Annotated in this window: 15 protein-coding genes; 7 read left to right on the top strand and 8 right to left on the bottom strand. The window is 63.1% G+C overall.

The genetic code is table 11. The features are described 5' to 3' along the window. The first annotated feature begins 10 nt into the window (after positions 1 to 10). The 5 genes from FAZ97_RS29510 to FAZ97_RS29490 all read left to right on the top strand — a co-directional run bounded on the left by FAZ97_RS29510 (position 11) and on the right by FAZ97_RS29490 (position 3,731). Positions 11 to 343, top strand: a complete 333-nt coding sequence (locus FAZ97_RS29510; RefSeq protein WP_233271874.1) for an SUF system Fe-S cluster assembly protein — start codon at positions 11 to 13, stop codon at positions 341 to 343. A gap of 1 nt (position 344) precedes the next feature. After that, positions 345 to 677, top strand: a complete 333-nt coding sequence (locus tag FAZ97_RS29505; protein WP_158762257.1) for a non-heme iron oxygenase ferredoxin subunit — start codon at positions 345 to 347, stop codon at positions 675 to 677. A 134-nt stretch (positions 678 to 811) separates the two neighbouring features. Then, complete coding sequence (locus tag FAZ97_RS29500) at positions 812 to 1,027, top strand: hypothetical protein (RefSeq protein ID WP_158762256.1); 216 nt, start codon at positions 812 to 814, stop codon at positions 1,025 to 1,027. A 6-nt stretch (positions 1,028 to 1,033) separates the two neighbouring features. Then, on the top strand, positions 1,034 to 1,780 hold the full coding sequence (locus FAZ97_RS29495) for an SDR family NAD(P)-dependent oxidoreductase (RefSeq protein ID WP_158762255.1): 747 nt from the start codon (positions 1,034 to 1,036) through the stop codon (positions 1,778 to 1,780). Between the two features lie 301 nt (positions 1,781 to 2,081). Continuing rightward, the gene (locus FAZ97_RS29490) at positions 2,082 to 3,731 is read left to right on the top strand and encodes a phospholipase C (protein ID WP_158762254.1); all 1,650 of its coding nucleotides are present in this window, start codon (positions 2,082 to 2,084) and stop codon (positions 3,729 to 3,731) included. A gap of 95 nt (positions 3,732 to 3,826) precedes the next feature. On the opposite strand, the gene FAZ97_RS29485 is transcribed toward FAZ97_RS29490, so the two are convergent. Continuing rightward, a complete protein-coding gene (locus tag FAZ97_RS29485) occupies positions 3,827 to 5,197 on the bottom strand; it encodes an MFS transporter (protein WP_158762253.1) in 1,371 nt (456 codons plus the stop codon). 267 nt (positions 5,198 to 5,464) lie between these two features. On the opposite strand from FAZ97_RS29485, the gene FAZ97_RS29480 reads away from it, so the two are divergent. Beyond that, positions 5,465 to 6,205 (top strand): hypothetical protein, encoded by a 741-nt coding sequence (locus FAZ97_RS29480; protein WP_233271873.1) that lies wholly within the window; start codon positions 5,465 to 5,467, stop codon positions 6,203 to 6,205. 115 nt (positions 6,206 to 6,320) lie between these two features. Here the strand turns inward: FAZ97_RS29480 and FAZ97_RS29475 are convergent, their stop codons facing one another. From FAZ97_RS29475 to FAZ97_RS29465, 3 genes are all read right to left on the bottom strand, one after another. Further along, positions 6,321 to 8,099, bottom strand: coding sequence for an ABC transporter transmembrane domain-containing protein (locus FAZ97_RS29475; RefSeq protein ID WP_158762252.1), 1,779 nt, complete (start codon positions 8,097 to 8,099; stop codon positions 6,321 to 6,323). Between the two features lie 72 nt (positions 8,100 to 8,171). Then, positions 8,172 to 8,486: a hypothetical protein gene (locus tag FAZ97_RS29470; protein WP_158762251.1), complete on the bottom strand. Its 315-nt coding sequence runs from the start codon at positions 8,484 to 8,486 to the stop codon at positions 8,172 to 8,174. A 16-nt stretch (positions 8,487 to 8,502) separates the two neighbouring features. Then, a complete protein-coding gene (locus FAZ97_RS29465; RefSeq protein ID WP_158762250.1) occupies positions 8,503 to 9,072 on the bottom strand; it encodes an RNA polymerase sigma factor in 570 nt (189 codons plus the stop codon). A 178-nt stretch (positions 9,073 to 9,250) separates the two neighbouring features. Between FAZ97_RS29465 and FAZ97_RS29460 the strand changes: the two genes are divergently transcribed. Then, positions 9,251 to 10,183, top strand: coding sequence for a flagellar brake domain-containing protein (locus tag FAZ97_RS29460; RefSeq protein ID WP_158762249.1), 933 nt, complete (start codon positions 9,251 to 9,253; stop codon positions 10,181 to 10,183). A 19-nt stretch (positions 10,184 to 10,202) separates the two neighbouring features. Here the strand turns inward: FAZ97_RS29460 and FAZ97_RS29455 are convergent, their stop codons facing one another. From FAZ97_RS29455 to FAZ97_RS29440, 4 genes are read right to left on the bottom strand one after another with little or no spacing between them, the layout of a single operon-like run. Beyond that, a complete protein-coding gene (locus FAZ97_RS29455) occupies positions 10,203 to 10,991 on the bottom strand; it encodes a phospholipase D-like domain-containing protein (protein ID WP_233271932.1) in 789 nt (262 codons plus the stop codon). Positions 10,992 to 11,011: 20 nt separating this feature from the next. After that, positions 11,012 to 12,040, bottom strand: coding sequence for a hypothetical protein (locus tag FAZ97_RS29450; protein WP_233271872.1), 1,029 nt, complete (start codon positions 12,038 to 12,040; stop codon positions 11,012 to 11,014). Beyond that, positions 12,037 to 12,558: a (2Fe-2S)-binding protein gene (locus FAZ97_RS29445; protein WP_233271871.1), complete on the bottom strand. Its 522-nt coding sequence runs from the start codon at positions 12,556 to 12,558 to the stop codon at positions 12,037 to 12,039. Before FAZ97_RS29445 ends, FAZ97_RS29450 begins: the two co-directional genes overlap by 4 nt. Continuing rightward, entirely contained in the window at positions 12,555 to 15,335 is a 2,781-nt protein-coding gene (locus tag FAZ97_RS29440) for a xanthine dehydrogenase family protein molybdopterin-binding subunit (protein ID WP_158762248.1), read from the bottom strand. The genes FAZ97_RS29445 and FAZ97_RS29440 overlap by 4 nt, the downstream gene beginning before the upstream one ends. Positions 15,336 to 15,420: the final 85 nt, after the last annotated feature.

Here is a 15,420-nt window from a genome sequence, read left to right as displayed (position 1 = left end):
TGGAGGCCAAATGACGATGAATACGCAAACGGCGGGCGACGACTTGCGCGAACGCGTGATCGACGCGCTGCGCTCGGTGTTCGATCCGGAGATCCCGGTCAACATCTACGATCTGGGGCTCGTTTATCAACTCGACGTGGACGCCGAAACGGGCCGCGTGACGATACACATGACGCTAACCGCGCCCGGTTGCCCGGTTGCGCAAACCTTTCCGGGCACCGTCGAAGACTGCGTGAACGACGTGGAAGGTGTGAGCGGGACGCAGGTGGAACTGGTCTGGGATCCGCCGTGGACGAAAGCGCGCATGTCCGAAGCGGCGCTCCTGCAGCTGGGGATGCTTTGACATGGCCGATTGGGTGGACGTCGCGCCATATGGCGAATTTCAACCGGGTTCCGTGCGCAGCGTCGACGTGGACGGCACCCAGGTCGCCGTATTCAATCTCGAAGGGACCTGCTATGCGATCCAGGACACCTGCCCGCACGACGGCGGCGTACTCACGGGGGGCGACGTGGAAGGCGACGAGGTGATTTGCCCGCGGCACGGCGCGCGCTTTTGCATCAAGACGGGGAAAGTCCTTGCGCCGCCCGCGTATGAGGACGTCGCGGTGTTCGCGGTGCGCGTGGAAGCAGGCATGGTGCAGGTGCGGGATACGCGCTGGGACGAGGGCGATTCCTGAACGTGCACGCCACGCAGCCGCCTCATGCACAGTGCTCGGCGGCATAATGGATGCGCGGATTCGCGCATGAGTGTCCCGTACCGCTCACGCCGGTTTCCGCGCTTCGCATGCGTTGCAACTATCGAGAGGCGTCCATGAAGGCACTGTTCCATCTTGCGGCGGCGGCCGCGGCAGGCACGCTCGTCATGTTCTACCTGGACCCGATATCCGGCCCGCGTCGCCGCGCGAAGCTGCGCACCGCGCCGTTTTCGCGCCGCCGCGGCCATGCGAGCGCGCACGGCCATGCAGACCCGCTCGGCGTGGACGGAGAACTCGCGGGCCCGGGCGGCGGCATTGGCACCGCGCCGTGAGTGGCCATGTCCGCACTTTTACCCGACCTGAATAACCGCGTTGCGCTCGTGACCGGCGGTTCGCGCGGAATCGGCCGCGCCATTGCTGTTGCGCTGGCTTCGGCCGGCGCGGTGGTCGCGGTGAATTACCGGCAACGCGCCGACGAAGCGCACCAGGTCGTCGCGCAGATCGAAAGCGCAGGCGGCCGCGCGCTCGCGGTGCGCGCCGATGTGTCGGTGTCAAGCGAAGTCACCGGCATGATCGGCGAGATCGAGCGCAGCCTCGGCGCGGTCGACGTGCTCGTGAACAACGCGGGCACGGGCACGATCAGCGACATCGAGTCGCTGACCGAAGCGGAATTCGATCACACGCTCGCCGTCAATCTTAAGTCGGCGTTTCTCTGCACGCAAGCGGTGCTGCCCGGCATGCGCGCGCGGCGCTGGGGCCGCATCGTCAATCTTTCGTCCGCTGCCGCGCGCGGCGGTGGCCTGGTCGGCGTGCACTACAACGCATCGAAAGCGGGCCTCGAAGGCCTGACACGCGGCTACGCCTCGCGCGTGGCCCGCGAAGGCGTGACCGTGAACGCCGTGGCGCCTGGGCTTATCGACACCGAAATGGCCGCGCCGCTGAAAGCCGCGAAGGTCGCCGAACGCCTGCCCGTTGGCCGGCTCGGTGCAGCCGACGAAGTCGCACAAGTCGTGCTGATGGTGGTCGGCAATGGCTTCGTCACGGGCCAGACCATTGCCGTCAACGGCGGCGTCAGTTTCATCTAGCACGACGCGCGCGTTTCATTGAATTCATCTCGTTTGCTAACCCGCGTACGAACGCTGCGCAATCTTCATACCTGAAATCAAGGCCGGTTTCGCCAATTCAGCATCAGGTTCGCGCCAGACTTACCAATCGAAAATATTTCGTAAGGAGTCTGACGCCGAGCATTCATACCCCGATGTTTTAATCCTCATGCCGTGTAGCCTCCGCATTGCGCTGGCATGAGCGCGACGATGCGGGCTGCATAACGCCTTTTCCGCGGCTTCACGGTGACCCCGACAATACGAAACCAACCAGGAGCCGAATATGCAATGGCGTCACGTCGCAGTTGGTTCGCTCACAGCCGCAGCATTCGCATCGACAGTTGCGTGGAGTGCTGGTGACGATCACGACAAGAATCATCCGGAACACGGTCACACTGCTACCCCGATCAAGCACCTGGTCGTGATTTATGGCGAGAACGTATCGTTCGACCATTACTTCGCGACTTATCCGCATGCCACCAACCCGTCGGGCGAGCCTGCCTTCAAGGCGCAGCCCGGCACGCCCGCAGTGAACGGCCTGAGCGGCACGCTGCTGACCCAAAACCCGAACTTCACGAATTCGGGCAATGGTGCGGGCGCGGCCAATCCGTTCCGTCTGGATCGCACGCAGGCGGCCACGGCCGACCAGAACCACGCCTATACGGCCGAGCAGCAGGCGTATGACGACGGCCGTGCCGACCTGTTCCCGGAGTACACGGGTAATGGCACGAGCGGCGGCGCCGGCGCATTCGGCACGAAGGGCCAGGTGATGGGCTATTACGACGGAAATACGGTCACGGCGCTCTGGAACTACGCACAGCACTTCGCGATGAGCGATAACGCCTATACGTCGACCTACGGTCCTTCCACGCCCGGCGCGCTCGAAGTGGTCTCGGGGCAGACCAACGGCATGAAGGTTGTGCTCACAACGAAGAAGCCTTCGACCGCCGGTTCGTACTATGTGAACGACGGGCAGGGCGGCTTCACGATGATCAATGACGTCGATCCGGCCTACGACCTCTGCTCGAGCACGACCGACACGGCGCAGATGACCGGCAAGAATATCGGCGACCTGCTGAACGGGCGCAATGTCTCGTGGGGCGGCTTCATGGGCGGCTTCAACCTCGCGACGACGAACAGCAACGGCACGACCGGCTGCAAGCGCAGCACGCTCTCGCCGGTGGTCGGCGCGGCCACGGCCGACTACATTCCGCACCACAACTGGTTCCAGTACTACGCATCGACGTCGAACCCGCAGCATGTGCGTCCGAGCTCGCTCGCCGCGATTGGGCGCCCCGATCGCGCGAATCACCAGTACGATACCGACGACTTCTTCAGTGCCGTGAAGGCGGGCAATTTCCCGTCGGTGAGCTTCCTCAAGGCCCCGGCGTACCAGGATGGCCACGCGGGTTACTCCGACCCGCTCGACGAGCAGGCTTTCGTCATGAAGGTCGTGAACTTCCTGCAGGAACAGCATGACTGGGAAGATACGGCCGTTATCGTGGCGTGGGACGACTCGGACGGCTGGTACGACCATGCGTACGCGCAGCCCACCAGCGCTTCGTACGATAGCGTTGCCGACCAGTTGACCGCCGCCGGCATCTGCGGCACGGGTTCGGCGCCGGCCGGCCTGGGCGGCAAGCCCGTGAACGGCCGCTGCGGTCCGGGCACGCGTATCCCGTTCGTCGTGATCTCGCCGTGGGCGCGCGAGAACTACGTCGACCATACGCTGATCGACCAGGCTTCCGTGGTGCGCTTTATCGAAGACAACTGGCTTGATGGTCAGCGTATCGGCGGCGGTTCGTTCGACGCCACGGCGGGCAGCATCATGGGCATGTTCGACTTCGACCGCCGCGGCCGCGGCCATGAAGACCACAGGCTGTTCCTCGACCCGGCGACGGGCGTGGTGGTCGACAAGGCGCCGAAGGTTTGAACGATCAGGATGGCTGATCGTTAAGGCATGACACAAGAAGCGCGCCCCTGCAAGATTCGTCGAGCAGGGGCGCGCTTACATTTTGTAGCGCTCGATCAGGCCGGGTGGGAAGCGTGCCCGTGATCGCCAAGTCCGTGTTTATCGTCGTATTCGCGTGAAATATCCTTGTTGGTGTAGTCGCCCATACGCCAGGCGGCAAAGAGACTGATTACCGCGCACACGGCGATATAGATCGCGATCGCATAACCCGTCTGGTAATACGCGAAAAGCGCAGTGGCGATCAGCGGCGCCGGGCCGCCCGCGATCACGGAAGCCAGTTGATACCCGAGCGAGGCGCCGCTGTAGCGCAGCCGTCCGGTGAACGATTCCGCAATGAACGCAGCCTGCGGACCATAAAGCATGGCATGCGGCACGAGCGAAAGCACGACGGCCACGAAAATCCACGCCGGGTTTTTCGTATCCACCATTCCGAAGTAGATAAAGCCGAAAATACCCACGGCCACCGCGCCGATCATATACATGCGCTTGCGTCCGATCAGGTCGGACATGTGCCCAAAGAACGGAATGGTCACGAACTGCAGCACAGCCGCCGCCAATACCGCGCTGAGCATGAGGTCGCGCGAAACGTGCAGCGTCTTCACGCCATATGTGAAAACGAACGCCGTGTAGATGTAGAACGGCGCCTGTTCGGCCATGCGCGCCAGTGCCGAAAGGAGAATGTCCTTGGGCTGGCGGCGAATGACTTCGAGCATCGGCGTTTTCTCGATCCTATTCTCGGCGAGGAGCTTCGCGAAGATCGGCGTTTCAAGAATGTTCAGGCGAATATACAGGCCGATCGCGACGAGCACGATGCTCAGCAGGAACGGTATCCGCCATCCCCACGTCAAGAAGCTGTCTCCGGAAAACCGGCTGACGACGAGCACCACGAGATTGGCGATAAAGAGTCCCGCTGGCACGCCGAATTGCGGCCAGGAAGCGACGAAGCCGCGGTGCGCATTGGTGCGCGTCCATTCCATCGACATCAGCACGGAGCCGCCCCACTCGCCGCCTACGCCGACACCCTGGATGAACCGCAGCACGGTGAGCAAAACGGCGCCCCAGATGCCGATCGACGCATAGGTTGGAACGAAGGCCACGGCGAACGTGGCGACCCCCATGAGCAGCAAGGTGACGATCAGGGTGGCCTTGCGGCCGACACGATCGCCGTAGTGCCCGAATATGGCCGCGCCTACCGGCCGGGCGACGAAGCCCACGGCATAGATGAGAAAGGCCTGCAGGGTGCCAACGAGCGGGTCGGATTCGGGAAAGTACAGCTTCGCGAAGATAAGCCCGGTGACTGTACTGTAGAGAAAGAAGTCGTACCATTCGATCGTCGTGCCGATAGTGCTGGCAATCACGGCGCGGCGTAACTGGCGATGAGCGTCTTCCTCCGAAAGGAGCGTAGCTCCTGGTTGATCGGCATTCATTTCGCACCCCCAAGGCAAGCGCGATAGGGCCAATGCAAGAACGCATGGCCAGGGCTCCCGGTGGTGCGCAAAAAACGTGCCCCAATTCGCCGGGAAGATGACTTCGCCGGATCAGGCGGAAGTGATACGTCCCTTGCTATCGCTCCATCCTGCTGGCATGGGTTGAAACGTTCTTATACCAATGGATGGTATATCACGTTGTGAGGTAGTGCGCGTGGTTTGAATGAAGTCGCCATGTGGCGGTGCATCACACGAGACGGAGACGCGATGACCCTTTATCTCTCTTCGCAGGCGCTGAGTCCTTCCGACTATGTCGCGCGCCATCTGCAGAATTTCGCTTCGTCCACGCCGGCTTCGGCGATCGGACGAGGACATCCGCAATGGATCGTGTGGAACGAGGGCGTATTCGTGGTCGCCGGCGTTTTGTTCGTTGTGCTCGCATGCATTGGCGCGCGCCGGGACAAGTGGGCACTGTTTGCGCTGAGCCCGGCGGTGTCGTTCGGCCGGCGTCTTTATGTCTGGTGGTCCTGTGCCTGGCGGCAGTGGCTCGCGAGCGCGCTGCTCTTCGTGGCGGCCTGGTTTGTGTTGCGCCTCTCGCTCGGGAAGATCGCCGCGCCGCTCATGGCGTTCGCGGCGAATCGCGTTCCGCACGACGTCGCGCAGTCGTCGCCGGCCATTTCGCTCGCGATCGCCGGCATGCCCTTCATCGTGCCCGCGCTGGCTTATGTTTTGCTCAGCCTGCCGCTCGCGGGGTATATGGTGCGGCGCGGGCTGGCCGCGCACGCCATGCCCGCGCCCAGGCATTTCGGTTTCTGGCGCGCAACGCTGCTCGGCTTGACGACCTATGCGTGGACCTTGCCCGCCAGCCTCGCGATTGCCAACGTGGGGATCGCCGCTTCGCATCCGCTTGCAGACGCACTGCGCGCGATCCTGCTCGTGGCCTGGGGCATGTATATCGTGCTGCCGCGCCAGGCGCGCAGCGTCGCGCGCCTCGCTTCCCCTGGATAGCCCTTCGCAAGCTGGCTTGCGAAGGACGCCGTTCCGCTTCGGACCGAGTTGATGATTCGAGGTGCTGGCGCAGACGATCGCCGCAGAGGGAGAGGGCGGATCGACAGGCCGATATCTACGTCACGGTGGTTGCGTGTTGCGCGCCGAACTGCAGCGCTGCGAGCTGCGCGTAAAGCGGCGAACTCTGCAGCAGTTGCGCGTGTCGGCCTTGTGCGACGATACGGCCTTGTTCCATGACGACAATGCGGTCGGCCTGCTGCACGGTGGCGAGGCGATGCGCGATGACGAGCGTCGTGCGATTTTGCGCGGCGTTGTCCAGCGCCGTTTGCACGAGGCGTTCGCTCGCGGCGTCGAGCGCGCTGGTCGCTTCGTCGAGCAGCAGAATGGGCGGGTTCTTGAGGATCGCGCGCGCGATGGCAATGCGTTGACGTTGACCGCCCGAAAGACGAACGCCGCGCTCACCGAGAAACGTGTCGTAGCCCTCGGGCAGTTGCTCGATAAAGCCGGCCGCCGCGGCCATTTCGGCGGCGTGCTGGACGGCTTCGAGCGTCGCGTCGGGCGAGCCATACCGAATGTTGTCGAGCACGCTGCCGGAAAAGATCACAGACTCCTGCAGCACGACGCCGATCGCCTGGCGCAATGCCGCGAGCGATACCTGCTGTGTCGGCACACCGTTGATGCTGAGGGTGCCCGACTGCGGATCGTAAAAGCGCAGCAGCAGTTGAAAGAGCGTGGTCTTGCCCGCGCCGGAGGGACCGACGAGCGCGACATGTTCTCCCGGGCGCACGTCGAGCGAGAAGTCGTCGAGCGCAGCGATGCCGGGGCGCGAAGGGTAGGAGAAGCGAACGTTGTCGAACCGGATGCCCGTGCCGTGAGCCGGCAGCGGCACGGTTGACGCCGCCTGCGCCACGGGCGAGCGTGCGGCGAGCAGTTGCAGCAGCCGTTCGGTCGCGCCCGCGGCCCGTTGCAGATCGCCCCATACTTCGGCGACGGCGCCCACGGCGCCCGCCGTGAACACCGCGTAGAGAATGAACTGGGAGAGCTGGCCGGCGCTCATCTGCCCGGCGAGTACCGCCTGCGCGCCAAGCCATAGCACGAACACAATAGCGGCGAAAACGAAGACGATCACCACGGCCGTCAATCCGGCGCGCGCCCGGATGCGTTTGAGCGCCGTTTCAAAGGCCGTTTCCACGGCGCCGCCAAAACGGTTCGCTTCGAACGACTCCTGCGCATACGACTGCACGGTGGGCATGGCGTTGAGCACTTCGCCCGCCAATGCGCTTGCGTTCGCAACCTTGTCCTGGCTCGCGCGCGAAAGCCGCCGCACACGCCGGCCGAAGATGACGATCGGTGCGACCACAACGATCAGGGTCGCAATGATATAGCCGGAGAGCACGGGGCTCGTCGTGACGAGCATCGCCACGCCGCCGACCGTGAGCAGCAGATTGCGCAGGCCGAGCGAGAGACTGGTGCCCACTACGGTCTGGATCAATGTCGTGTCGGTGGTGAGGCGCGAGAGCACTTCGCCCGATTGCGTGGTCTCGAAGAACTGCGGGCTCATGCGTATTACGTGGTCGTACACGGCGCGCCGCAAGTCGGCCGTCACCCGCTCGCCTAGCCACGAGACCCAGTAGAAGCGCAGGGCCGTGGCGGCGGCGAGGATCAGCGAAACCACGAAGAGCGCGATGAAATAGCGATCGATATGCGTGCGATCGCCGCTCGCGAAGCCCCGGTCGATCAGGTACTTGAACGCCACCGGCAGCGCGAGCGTGGCGCCCGCCGAGGTCAGCAGCGCGAGAAATGCGAGCGCCCAGCGCCCCGCATAGGGGCGCAGAAAGGGCAGAAGGGCGAAGAGGGGCGCGACGCGTGACGGGCGGGCGGCGGCATCTGGCATGGAACTTCCTGGCGGATCGAAGATGGTTCAATTGTGCCAGCCCGTGGCGCGGCGAGGCTGGCCAGGGGCGAATTATGGCGAAGGGGGCGTCGCGCCCGGGGCGGCTCCATCGCGGAATTGCTCGCGCTCTTGCGGCGTCATATTTTGCCATTGCTGCCACTGGTGCCAGTGCATGCGCCTGCGGCAGCCGCCATGCCCGCGGAATCCGCCGAACAGAATCCGGCAAAGCACGAGCAAGCCAATCGCGCGGGGATAGTCGATCGCATGCGCACCCGCCACGATCGCCGGAGCGATCCAGTTCCACAAGCCCATGACGATGGCGCCCAGCAACGCGATCACCACCACCATTAGCAGCGCCTTGGCGAATATGTTGCGGCGAAACTTCATTCCATTCTCCTTCGGTTCAAATTGCGGAGTCGTCCCACGACGCGCGCAAACGTTCTCGCAGATGCAGCACCGCATAACGTTTGCGCGCCAGCAGCGTATTCACGCCAATCCCGCTTGCGGCTGCCATTTCCTTGAAACTGCGCCCGTCCAGTTCGTGCGCGATAAACACCTCGCGCTGGTTCGCCGGCAATTCGTCGAGCGCGGCGCGCAGGGCATCGAGCATCGCCGCGCGCTCATACGCGGCCTCGGGGCCCGCATCGGGCGAGGGCAGCGCGAGGTCGAGCCGATACTCGCTCTCGTCCCCCTCCGGCTCGCCGAGCGGCACTTCCTTGCGTTTGCGAAAGCGGTCGACGATGCGATTTCGCGCCACGCGATAGAGCCACGCGCCAACCTGCTCGATGGGCTCCGGCAGCCGCCATGCTTGAACCAGCTCTTCGAATACGTCCTGAAGAATGTCCTCGGCTTCGTCCTGGTCGATCACGCGGCGGCGAATGAAATTGCGCAGCCTCGGGCGCTCGCGGGCGACGGTGTCGGCGATTTCGCGGTCCTGCGTGGCGAGCGGGCTCGGAGTGGGCGGCGTTTCCATACCCGTGTAGACGATTCAGAAAGAGAAATATTGTGGCGCGTAATCTCGCGATTTATGTGGCGTGAATATTTCGTTAAACAAGCCCGGAGGTGGGCCGCATTTCTATTGACATCGGTCACTATATTTCGGTAACAATGTCGGCGACGAACAAAACCAACAAATTCACACGCTATCGGTCATGCACATTCACGAGCCTGGCAGCGGTATTGCGTCAAAGACTCTCGAACGCCTCGCGGACCCTGAGCAACTGCCCATTGAAACACCGTTGCCATTGGCGGTGTTTCACCATGACGGCACGATGCTGCTGCCGCAAGGCGGGGTGCTGAACAGCGAGCAGCGCGACTTTCTGTTCGCGCACTTCCAGCCTTATCGCAACACGGCGGAGGAAGCGACGCTCGCGAGCGCGCAAGACGGCCTGGCCGAGCGCGGAAAAGCGCCGTTGTCGCTCGAGGACATGAACCTCGCCATTGGTGCGCTGTTAGGCATACGCAGCCAGGCGGGCACCGGGCGCGAGATGTTGCCGTGCCGGCTGATTGGTTTCCGGCAGGGCGGCGCGATGTTCGTGACGCCGCCTGCCGCGGCGAAGCCCGCATGGGAGCCGTTCCTCGGCGAACAGGTCGAGATCGTTGCGATCGCAACACAAGCCGCGTTCTGGCTCGTCTGCACCGTCGAGGCGGTTTGCACGCATCCGTTCCGCTATCTCGTGCTCTCGGAGCCCGGCACGATACGACGGCTGCGCGAACGCCGCGCCGTGCGCGTGCGCACGCAGCTCGCGGTGCGCTATGGCGTGGATTTGACCGGCGCGGAACTGGACCGGCTAGGCATTGGCTGCGATATCAGCGTGCTGGGCATGTCGCTGGCTGCCGGGCGCAAGATTGGCGAAGTCGGCGAGCGCATTTGCGTGGTGTTTCCGATCGAGGCGGGCAACGTGGGGGCGACGTTCCAGGCCGTCGCCGTGATCCGCAACTTGCGCGCCGACACGCCGCAGGAAGGGTTGACCTTGCACGGGCTCGAATTCGACGCGCTTTCTCCCGAGAGCCTGGTCGCCCTCAAGACCTTCGTGTTCGATCGGCAGGACGCCGTGTCTTACTGGGCTGGCATGCCGACCTGAAGGCATCAGCGGGTTGCGCTCAAGTGCGCTTGCTGCGTTTTGCAGCGGGCGCGGTTTTTTGCGCAGCAGCAGAGGCGGCAGCGTGGCCCGCAGCGGTGGCCGTGGTTTTCGCGGCGGCTTTTTTGGCCGGCGCGGCTGCTGGCTTGGCGGTAGGCTTCGCAGCGCCGAGCATGTAGCCCTGCGCTTTCGCTGTCATGTGTTCCGCGATCAGTTCGGTCTGAAACCGGTTGATCGTGTCGGGGTCCGTAAAGATGGTCTGCGTGTTGTTTTGCGCCTTGTAACCCGGGCCTCCCGGCGCGCCGTTGTTGACGAACGTGCCTTCTCCGGACGCCGACCAGTTCACCGATCCCTCGCCGCCCACTTTGCCATCGGCAACGAATCCCTTCGTATGACTGATCTGATGGGTCGCCGATTCGCCGATCACGAAGTACGTGTTGAATTTAGCCGGGTTCTGCGCGATATCGGATTCGAGCAGCTTCTTTTCATTTACGCCGTTCGCCTGTGTCTCGTCGAGGGTGATCATCATGGTGATGGTCGGGTCGAGCGCTTGCTGCATGAGGATTGAGTTGAGTTCATCGTCGTCGAATCCGAACATGTTCATGTAAAGCGACACGCTGGCGCGGGAAAGGATGTACTTCAGGATGCTGTGAACGTCGTCGCGCCCCACGTAGAAGAGATGGAAGTCCTTGCTGGCGGTGTTCGAGTAACTTTTCTCGCGCGTGTATTGCTGCAGATCGAGCAGGTCGAAGGTCTGCAGGGTTTGCGTGACATCCGATATGACGTTGCTCGCACTAACGTTTTCAGCCATTTCAGGTCTCCTCATGAAGGTCAATGCAATGACCGTATATTCGAACTCGATGGCATGGGTGTGAACGTGCAGTTCGGGTCTTTGTGCGCCGCGTCTTTGCAGCAGGCCAGCAGGGCGTTGACCGACGCGACGTTTGCTGTGTCCCATTGCGCCTGGCTCGAGGCGTTGTCGGTCGGCATCCAGTGGTCCAACGGATAGCTGTTGGCGAGCCGGTCGTTTCCGGGCGCTTTCTGCTTGCCCGTCGAGAGCCCGAGAAAGGCGGTGCAGCTCGCTTCGCTGCCGATGCGGTGGCACCCAATGCATGTGTTACCGGGTGTGCTCATCGTCATGAGGTGGTACGAGGAGAAAGCCTGCCCGATGCTCGAATACTTTCCCCACGGGTCGGTGGGCACCTTGTCCCACACCTGGCCGATATACGGGCTGAAGATGAAGGGCCCCGCGTCGTGGCATTTAACGCAGGTGGGGTTGGCCGCCGTGCTGGCGGCAACCGATGCCGGTGTCGCCCAGAATTCGACTGCGGAGGGCTGACCGGAAGGCGGCCGTCTCTCGTTGGGCGGCGGCACACGTGTCGCGACGATCCCGCTACTCGCTGGCATCTCGGCTTGCGATTTCGCTGGCGGCGGCTTCGACGCAAACCAGCAGGTCTTGCCGTTGCCCGCATGATGCAGCACGACCACCACGAGGTCATAGTGCGAATCCTTATCGTCGCGCAGCACGTCGCGGCGGCAATACGCAGAAATTTGCGTGTTGCCGCGCGACAGATTCAGGATCTTCGAAAACGGGATGCACTGACCTTCCGCTGCGGAGAGTGGGCTCAGCAATGAAGGCTTGTCGCATAGCGCGGGAGATTCATGTGGCCCGGGAGGTTTGCCATCGACCGTAATCGGAATGTCCGTGCCGTCGTTGCAGTTGAACGGCGGGATTGCGCCGATTTCCCTCGCGCATTGATCGGCGTATTCGAGCAACGTCTGCTCATGTGTCGCGGCAGCAAGCGGCACGGCGAACAGGAACCACAGCGCGAACAAGCGGATGCGCAACGACATGGTCATCCCCCGCTCTTCATCTGCATTTGCGCGACTTTGCGGATCGCTTCGCGGTACTTGACGTAGCCAGTGCACCGGCACAGGTTTCCCCCCACCCACGTGTCGATTTCCGCGTCGAGCTGGTCTGGGCCGATACGGTACGCCTTCAGATGTTCGAGCATGGCGGTCGCCGCCATCAGGAAACCGGGCGTGCAGTAGCCGCACTGAAACGCGAAAGATTCGAGGAAAGTCTGCTGTAGCGGCGAAAGCCTGTTGCCGTGCGCGAGGCTCTCGACGGTATAGATATGTTGATTCGCAACCGCGCTCACGGGCGTGATGCACGCCAGGGTTTTTTCCATCAGCGCGCCCTGGCTGCTGCGCATGCCCACGGTGCACGCGCGGCATGCGCCGATACCGCAGCACACCTTGGTCCCTGTGAGGTCGAGGCGCTCGTGAAGGAATTCGGCGAGGCTCATGTCGGTATCGGCGGCCGGCACGGTGACGGCGTGTCCGTTCACGTGAATCTTGACGTTGCCTTCGCTCACTTCAGGGCCTCGCGTATCGTGTCGGGCGTGACGGGGGTGTCCCTGAAACGATGGCCGGTTGCCATGGCCAGCGCGTTCAGCAGTGCCGGCGCGATGGGGCACATCACGGCCTCGCCGATACCGCGCGCGCTGTGATGCTCCTTGCCGGCGGGCGGCGGCAGTGTGATGAGTTCCTGGCGCGGGACATCGCTCATGCGCGTGATGAGGTAGCGGTCGAGATTCCATGTGCCGTTGCCGGGGCCGAGATTGCCGAGCGGACACGCTTCGCTAAGGACATTGCTCATCGCCATGGCTACGGCACCTTGCGACTGGCCTTGCACGATCTCGGGACAAATCAGGCGGCCGGCGCTGAGCGTCGTGACGACATGCTCCACCTTCACGCGCCCGCTTTCGGGGCTGACCGACACCGCGACAAGCGCCGCCGAAGGCGCATAGTTCGTGCGCCCGAAGCCGACCCCGTTCGGGGGCGCCAGCAACTCGCCGTGAGGCACGCTCTTGAGATTGTGCGTATCGGGGCCGACGGCAATGTAGTCGCAGTCCATCTCGGCCGGTCCCGACTCGAACGTATACTTGCTGCGCCAGAATCCGCCCGCGTAGGTAATATGCGCGGCGGCCACGGTAGGCAACTGCAGGCGGTTGATCTCGTCGAGCAGCGCCGGCCAGCCGATCGCCTCGTGACTGGCGGCGGTGAGCTTGCCATTCACCCACTTGAGGTATTGAGGTTCGACGCGCGGGTTACGCCATAGCTTGCGCGCGGCAGGCAGCACGCTTTGCAGCAGCAACACCATGGCGGCGCGGTCCACGGCCTGAAAGTGCTGGAATGCACCGAGGCATGCGCTTGAAGAGCCAAACGGGCTCGAGATTGGGTAGCTTCGGCTGTCGCTCCATTTGCCCAGCGTGTTGTATTTGAAGTCCGGTATCTGAAATGCGTCGACCTCGCCCATGGCGATGTCCTGTGCGTTCTGCCCGAGGGAGGCGGCGGGCGCGAGCGCCAGCGTCGTCGCCGCGCCATTGCCCATCTCCGTGTAATGCGTCAGCACGCGCAGGCCGGCATTCGGTTGAATCTGCACCATCGCGAATACGGGGTCTTTCGCGGTGCCGTAGGCCTGGTTCGACATGGCGAGCCCGACGCCATATCGCAACCCGTGCGCACGCCGTTGCGCGCGCACGCTTTCCCGGCTGCGCCATAACGCGTGCGCTTCAAGGCCGTTTAGCAGGTCTTCGAGCTGAAGGTCGAACAGAATGGGCGCGCCAGTGAGCGTTTTGCCATGGCCCTTGCCAAGCAGGTTGTTGCGCCGGATCTCGAACGGACTCTTGTGCAGTGCCTGCGCGGCTTCGTCCATGAGCGTTTCGATGGCGAGGTAAGCCTGGGGACCGCCGAAGCCGCGCTGCGAGCCGCCGAACAGATCGGGCGTATAGCTCACGGCGCTTTGCGCACTGGCGCGCGGAATGTTGTAGCAACTCATCGCGCTCATGGCGGCGAGGTCGCCAACGGCGCCCGTGAGGTTTTCCTTGCCGCCGCCATTGAAGGTGAACGAGCTGTCGAGTGCCTGCAGCTTGCCACCAGGGTCGAGCCAGATGGTCTCCGTGAATGCGGTCGCCGAGCGCTTCAACCCTACCTGGAACTGCTCGTAGCGAGACTGCTGCCAACGCAGCGCTCCCTTGGCGAAGGGCGCGGCGAGGGCGAGATAAACGGGGAAATTCGAACTGTCGCGGCCGCCGAATCCGCCGCCCGGATAGCAGCTGATTACGTGCACCTGCTTGACGTTGATATTGCTCTTGTAAAACACGTCGCCTACTGCGCCGCCGTCGCCGCGCGGCGATTGCGTGCCGAGAACCAGATGCATACAACCGGAGTCCGCCTGGAACCAGGCCAGTCCCGACTCCGGCTCCATGAACATCGGATCGATGGCGGGCGTCGTAAATGAGCCGGTGAACGGGCGCCAGGTTTTGCTGCCGACTTTGCTTGCGGCCAGATTCAGAATCTCCTTTCTCTTTGCCTTGCACGTTTCGATGAATGCGGGTGACGGACGCCCCTTGTTGTCCACGGCCATCAGGAGGTTCGAAAACGACGTGTCGTCGTCGCGTACATAGATCTTGTTCGCGGAGGCATACCAGTCGGTTGCCGCGGCGTGCTTCGAGACCGTTGCGCCGTAGCGGATCACCGATTCGTTGAAATCGAGCAGCTTCCTTGCGTGGCGATATGTGTCGAAGTTTTCGAAAATCAACAAGGCGACGGGCTGGCCATAGCAATTGGCCGGCTGGCCCTTTTGCGCAAAGAGGAAGATATCCTCGTGTTGCAGCGGATCAGATTCGGCAGCGAGATAGATTCGATTGTCATTCAGCGTCTGGTTGGAGACCACGGCAATCGGGCGAAGTTCGCGCGGCAATACGCTCAGGTCGAAGTCTTCGACATTCTTGTCGACGCAATTGCATCTCAGGGCATATAGCCAGTTTTCTTCTTTCGGCCAGCCGTCGAAGTCGCGCGCCTTGAAATCGCGCGCGTAGATCCTGGCGCCCGTGACCTTGGGTACGCCCTCGATTCGCCAGCGCGCCTTGCCCGGCTCCGGCGCCCAGTCGGGCGCGCCATTCGGTGCTTGCTGCGTGGGGTGGGCGCTTGTCGCGGCATTCGCGGTATTCGCGCTGGGGGTGGCGGCCGGGCGTTGCGCAGAACAGCCGGCCATGAATGCGGCGACGGGGCTGACCGAGATCGTGAATGCGCCACTCCCCATGGCTTTGAGGAATGTCCGGCGGGTGAACGGAACATCGCAAGCCATGTTGCGCCTCCACGTACGGCAATCAGAACCTTACGCGTGTGCTCACTGGTTTCGAGCGGCTGCCCATAGTCTATGAACTGCCCCA

This window comes from Paraburkholderia acidiphila, assembly GCF_009789655.1.
Classification (GTDB): Bacteria; Pseudomonadota; Gammaproteobacteria; order Burkholderiales; family Burkholderiaceae; genus Paraburkholderia; species Paraburkholderia acidiphila.
Note: the sequence above shows the minus strand (reverse complement) of the source record. Positions and strands in the feature narration are given on the sequence as shown.

What these genes read in the sequence shown, in the direction of transcription:
- FAZ97_RS29510 (WP_233271874.1), top strand. Translation starts at nt 11, where the DNA reads ATGACGATGAATACGCAAACGGCGGGCGACGACTTGCGCGAACGCGTG.
- FAZ97_RS29465 (WP_158762250.1), bottom strand. Translation starts at nt 9,072, where the DNA reads ATGGAAACGCCGCCCACTCCGAGCCCGCTCGCCACGCAGGACCGCGAA.
- FAZ97_RS29485 (WP_158762253.1), bottom strand. Translation starts at nt 5,197, where the DNA reads ATGAATGCCGATCAACCAGGAGCTACGCTCCTTTCGGAGGAAGACGCT.
- FAZ97_RS29460 (WP_158762249.1), top strand. Translation starts at nt 9,251, where the DNA reads ATGCACATTCACGAGCCTGGCAGCGGTATTGCGTCAAAGACTCTCGAA.
- FAZ97_RS29490 (WP_158762254.1), top strand. Translation starts at nt 2,082, where the DNA reads ATGCAATGGCGTCACGTCGCAGTTGGTTCGCTCACAGCCGCAGCATTC.
- FAZ97_RS29495 (WP_158762255.1), top strand. Translation starts at nt 1,034, where the DNA reads ATGTCCGCACTTTTACCCGACCTGAATAACCGCGTTGCGCTCGTGACC.
- FAZ97_RS29470 (WP_158762251.1), bottom strand. Translation starts at nt 8,486, where the DNA reads ATGAAGTTTCGCCGCAACATATTCGCCAAGGCGCTGCTAATGGTGGTG.
- FAZ97_RS29480 (WP_233271873.1), top strand. Translation starts at nt 5,465, where the DNA reads ATGACCCTTTATCTCTCTTCGCAGGCGCTGAGTCCTTCCGACTATGTC.
- FAZ97_RS29500 (WP_158762256.1), top strand. Translation starts at nt 812, where the DNA reads ATGAAGGCACTGTTCCATCTTGCGGCGGCGGCCGCGGCAGGCACGCTC.
- FAZ97_RS29505 (WP_158762257.1), top strand. Translation starts at nt 345, where the DNA reads ATGGCCGATTGGGTGGACGTCGCGCCATATGGCGAATTTCAACCGGGT.
- FAZ97_RS29455 (WP_233271932.1), bottom strand. Translation starts at nt 10,991, where the DNA reads ATGGCTGAAAACGTTAGTGCGAGCAACGTCATATCGGATGTCACGCAA.
- FAZ97_RS29440 (WP_158762248.1), bottom strand. Translation starts at nt 15,335, where the DNA reads ATGGCTTGCGATGTTCCGTTCACCCGCCGGACATTCCTCAAAGCCATG.
- FAZ97_RS29450 (WP_233271872.1), bottom strand. Translation starts at nt 12,040, where the DNA reads ATGACCATGTCGTTGCGCATCCGCTTGTTCGCGCTGTGGTTCCTGTTC.
- FAZ97_RS29475 (WP_158762252.1), bottom strand. Translation starts at nt 8,099, where the DNA reads ATGCCAGATGCCGCCGCCCGCCCGTCACGCGTCGCGCCCCTCTTCGCC.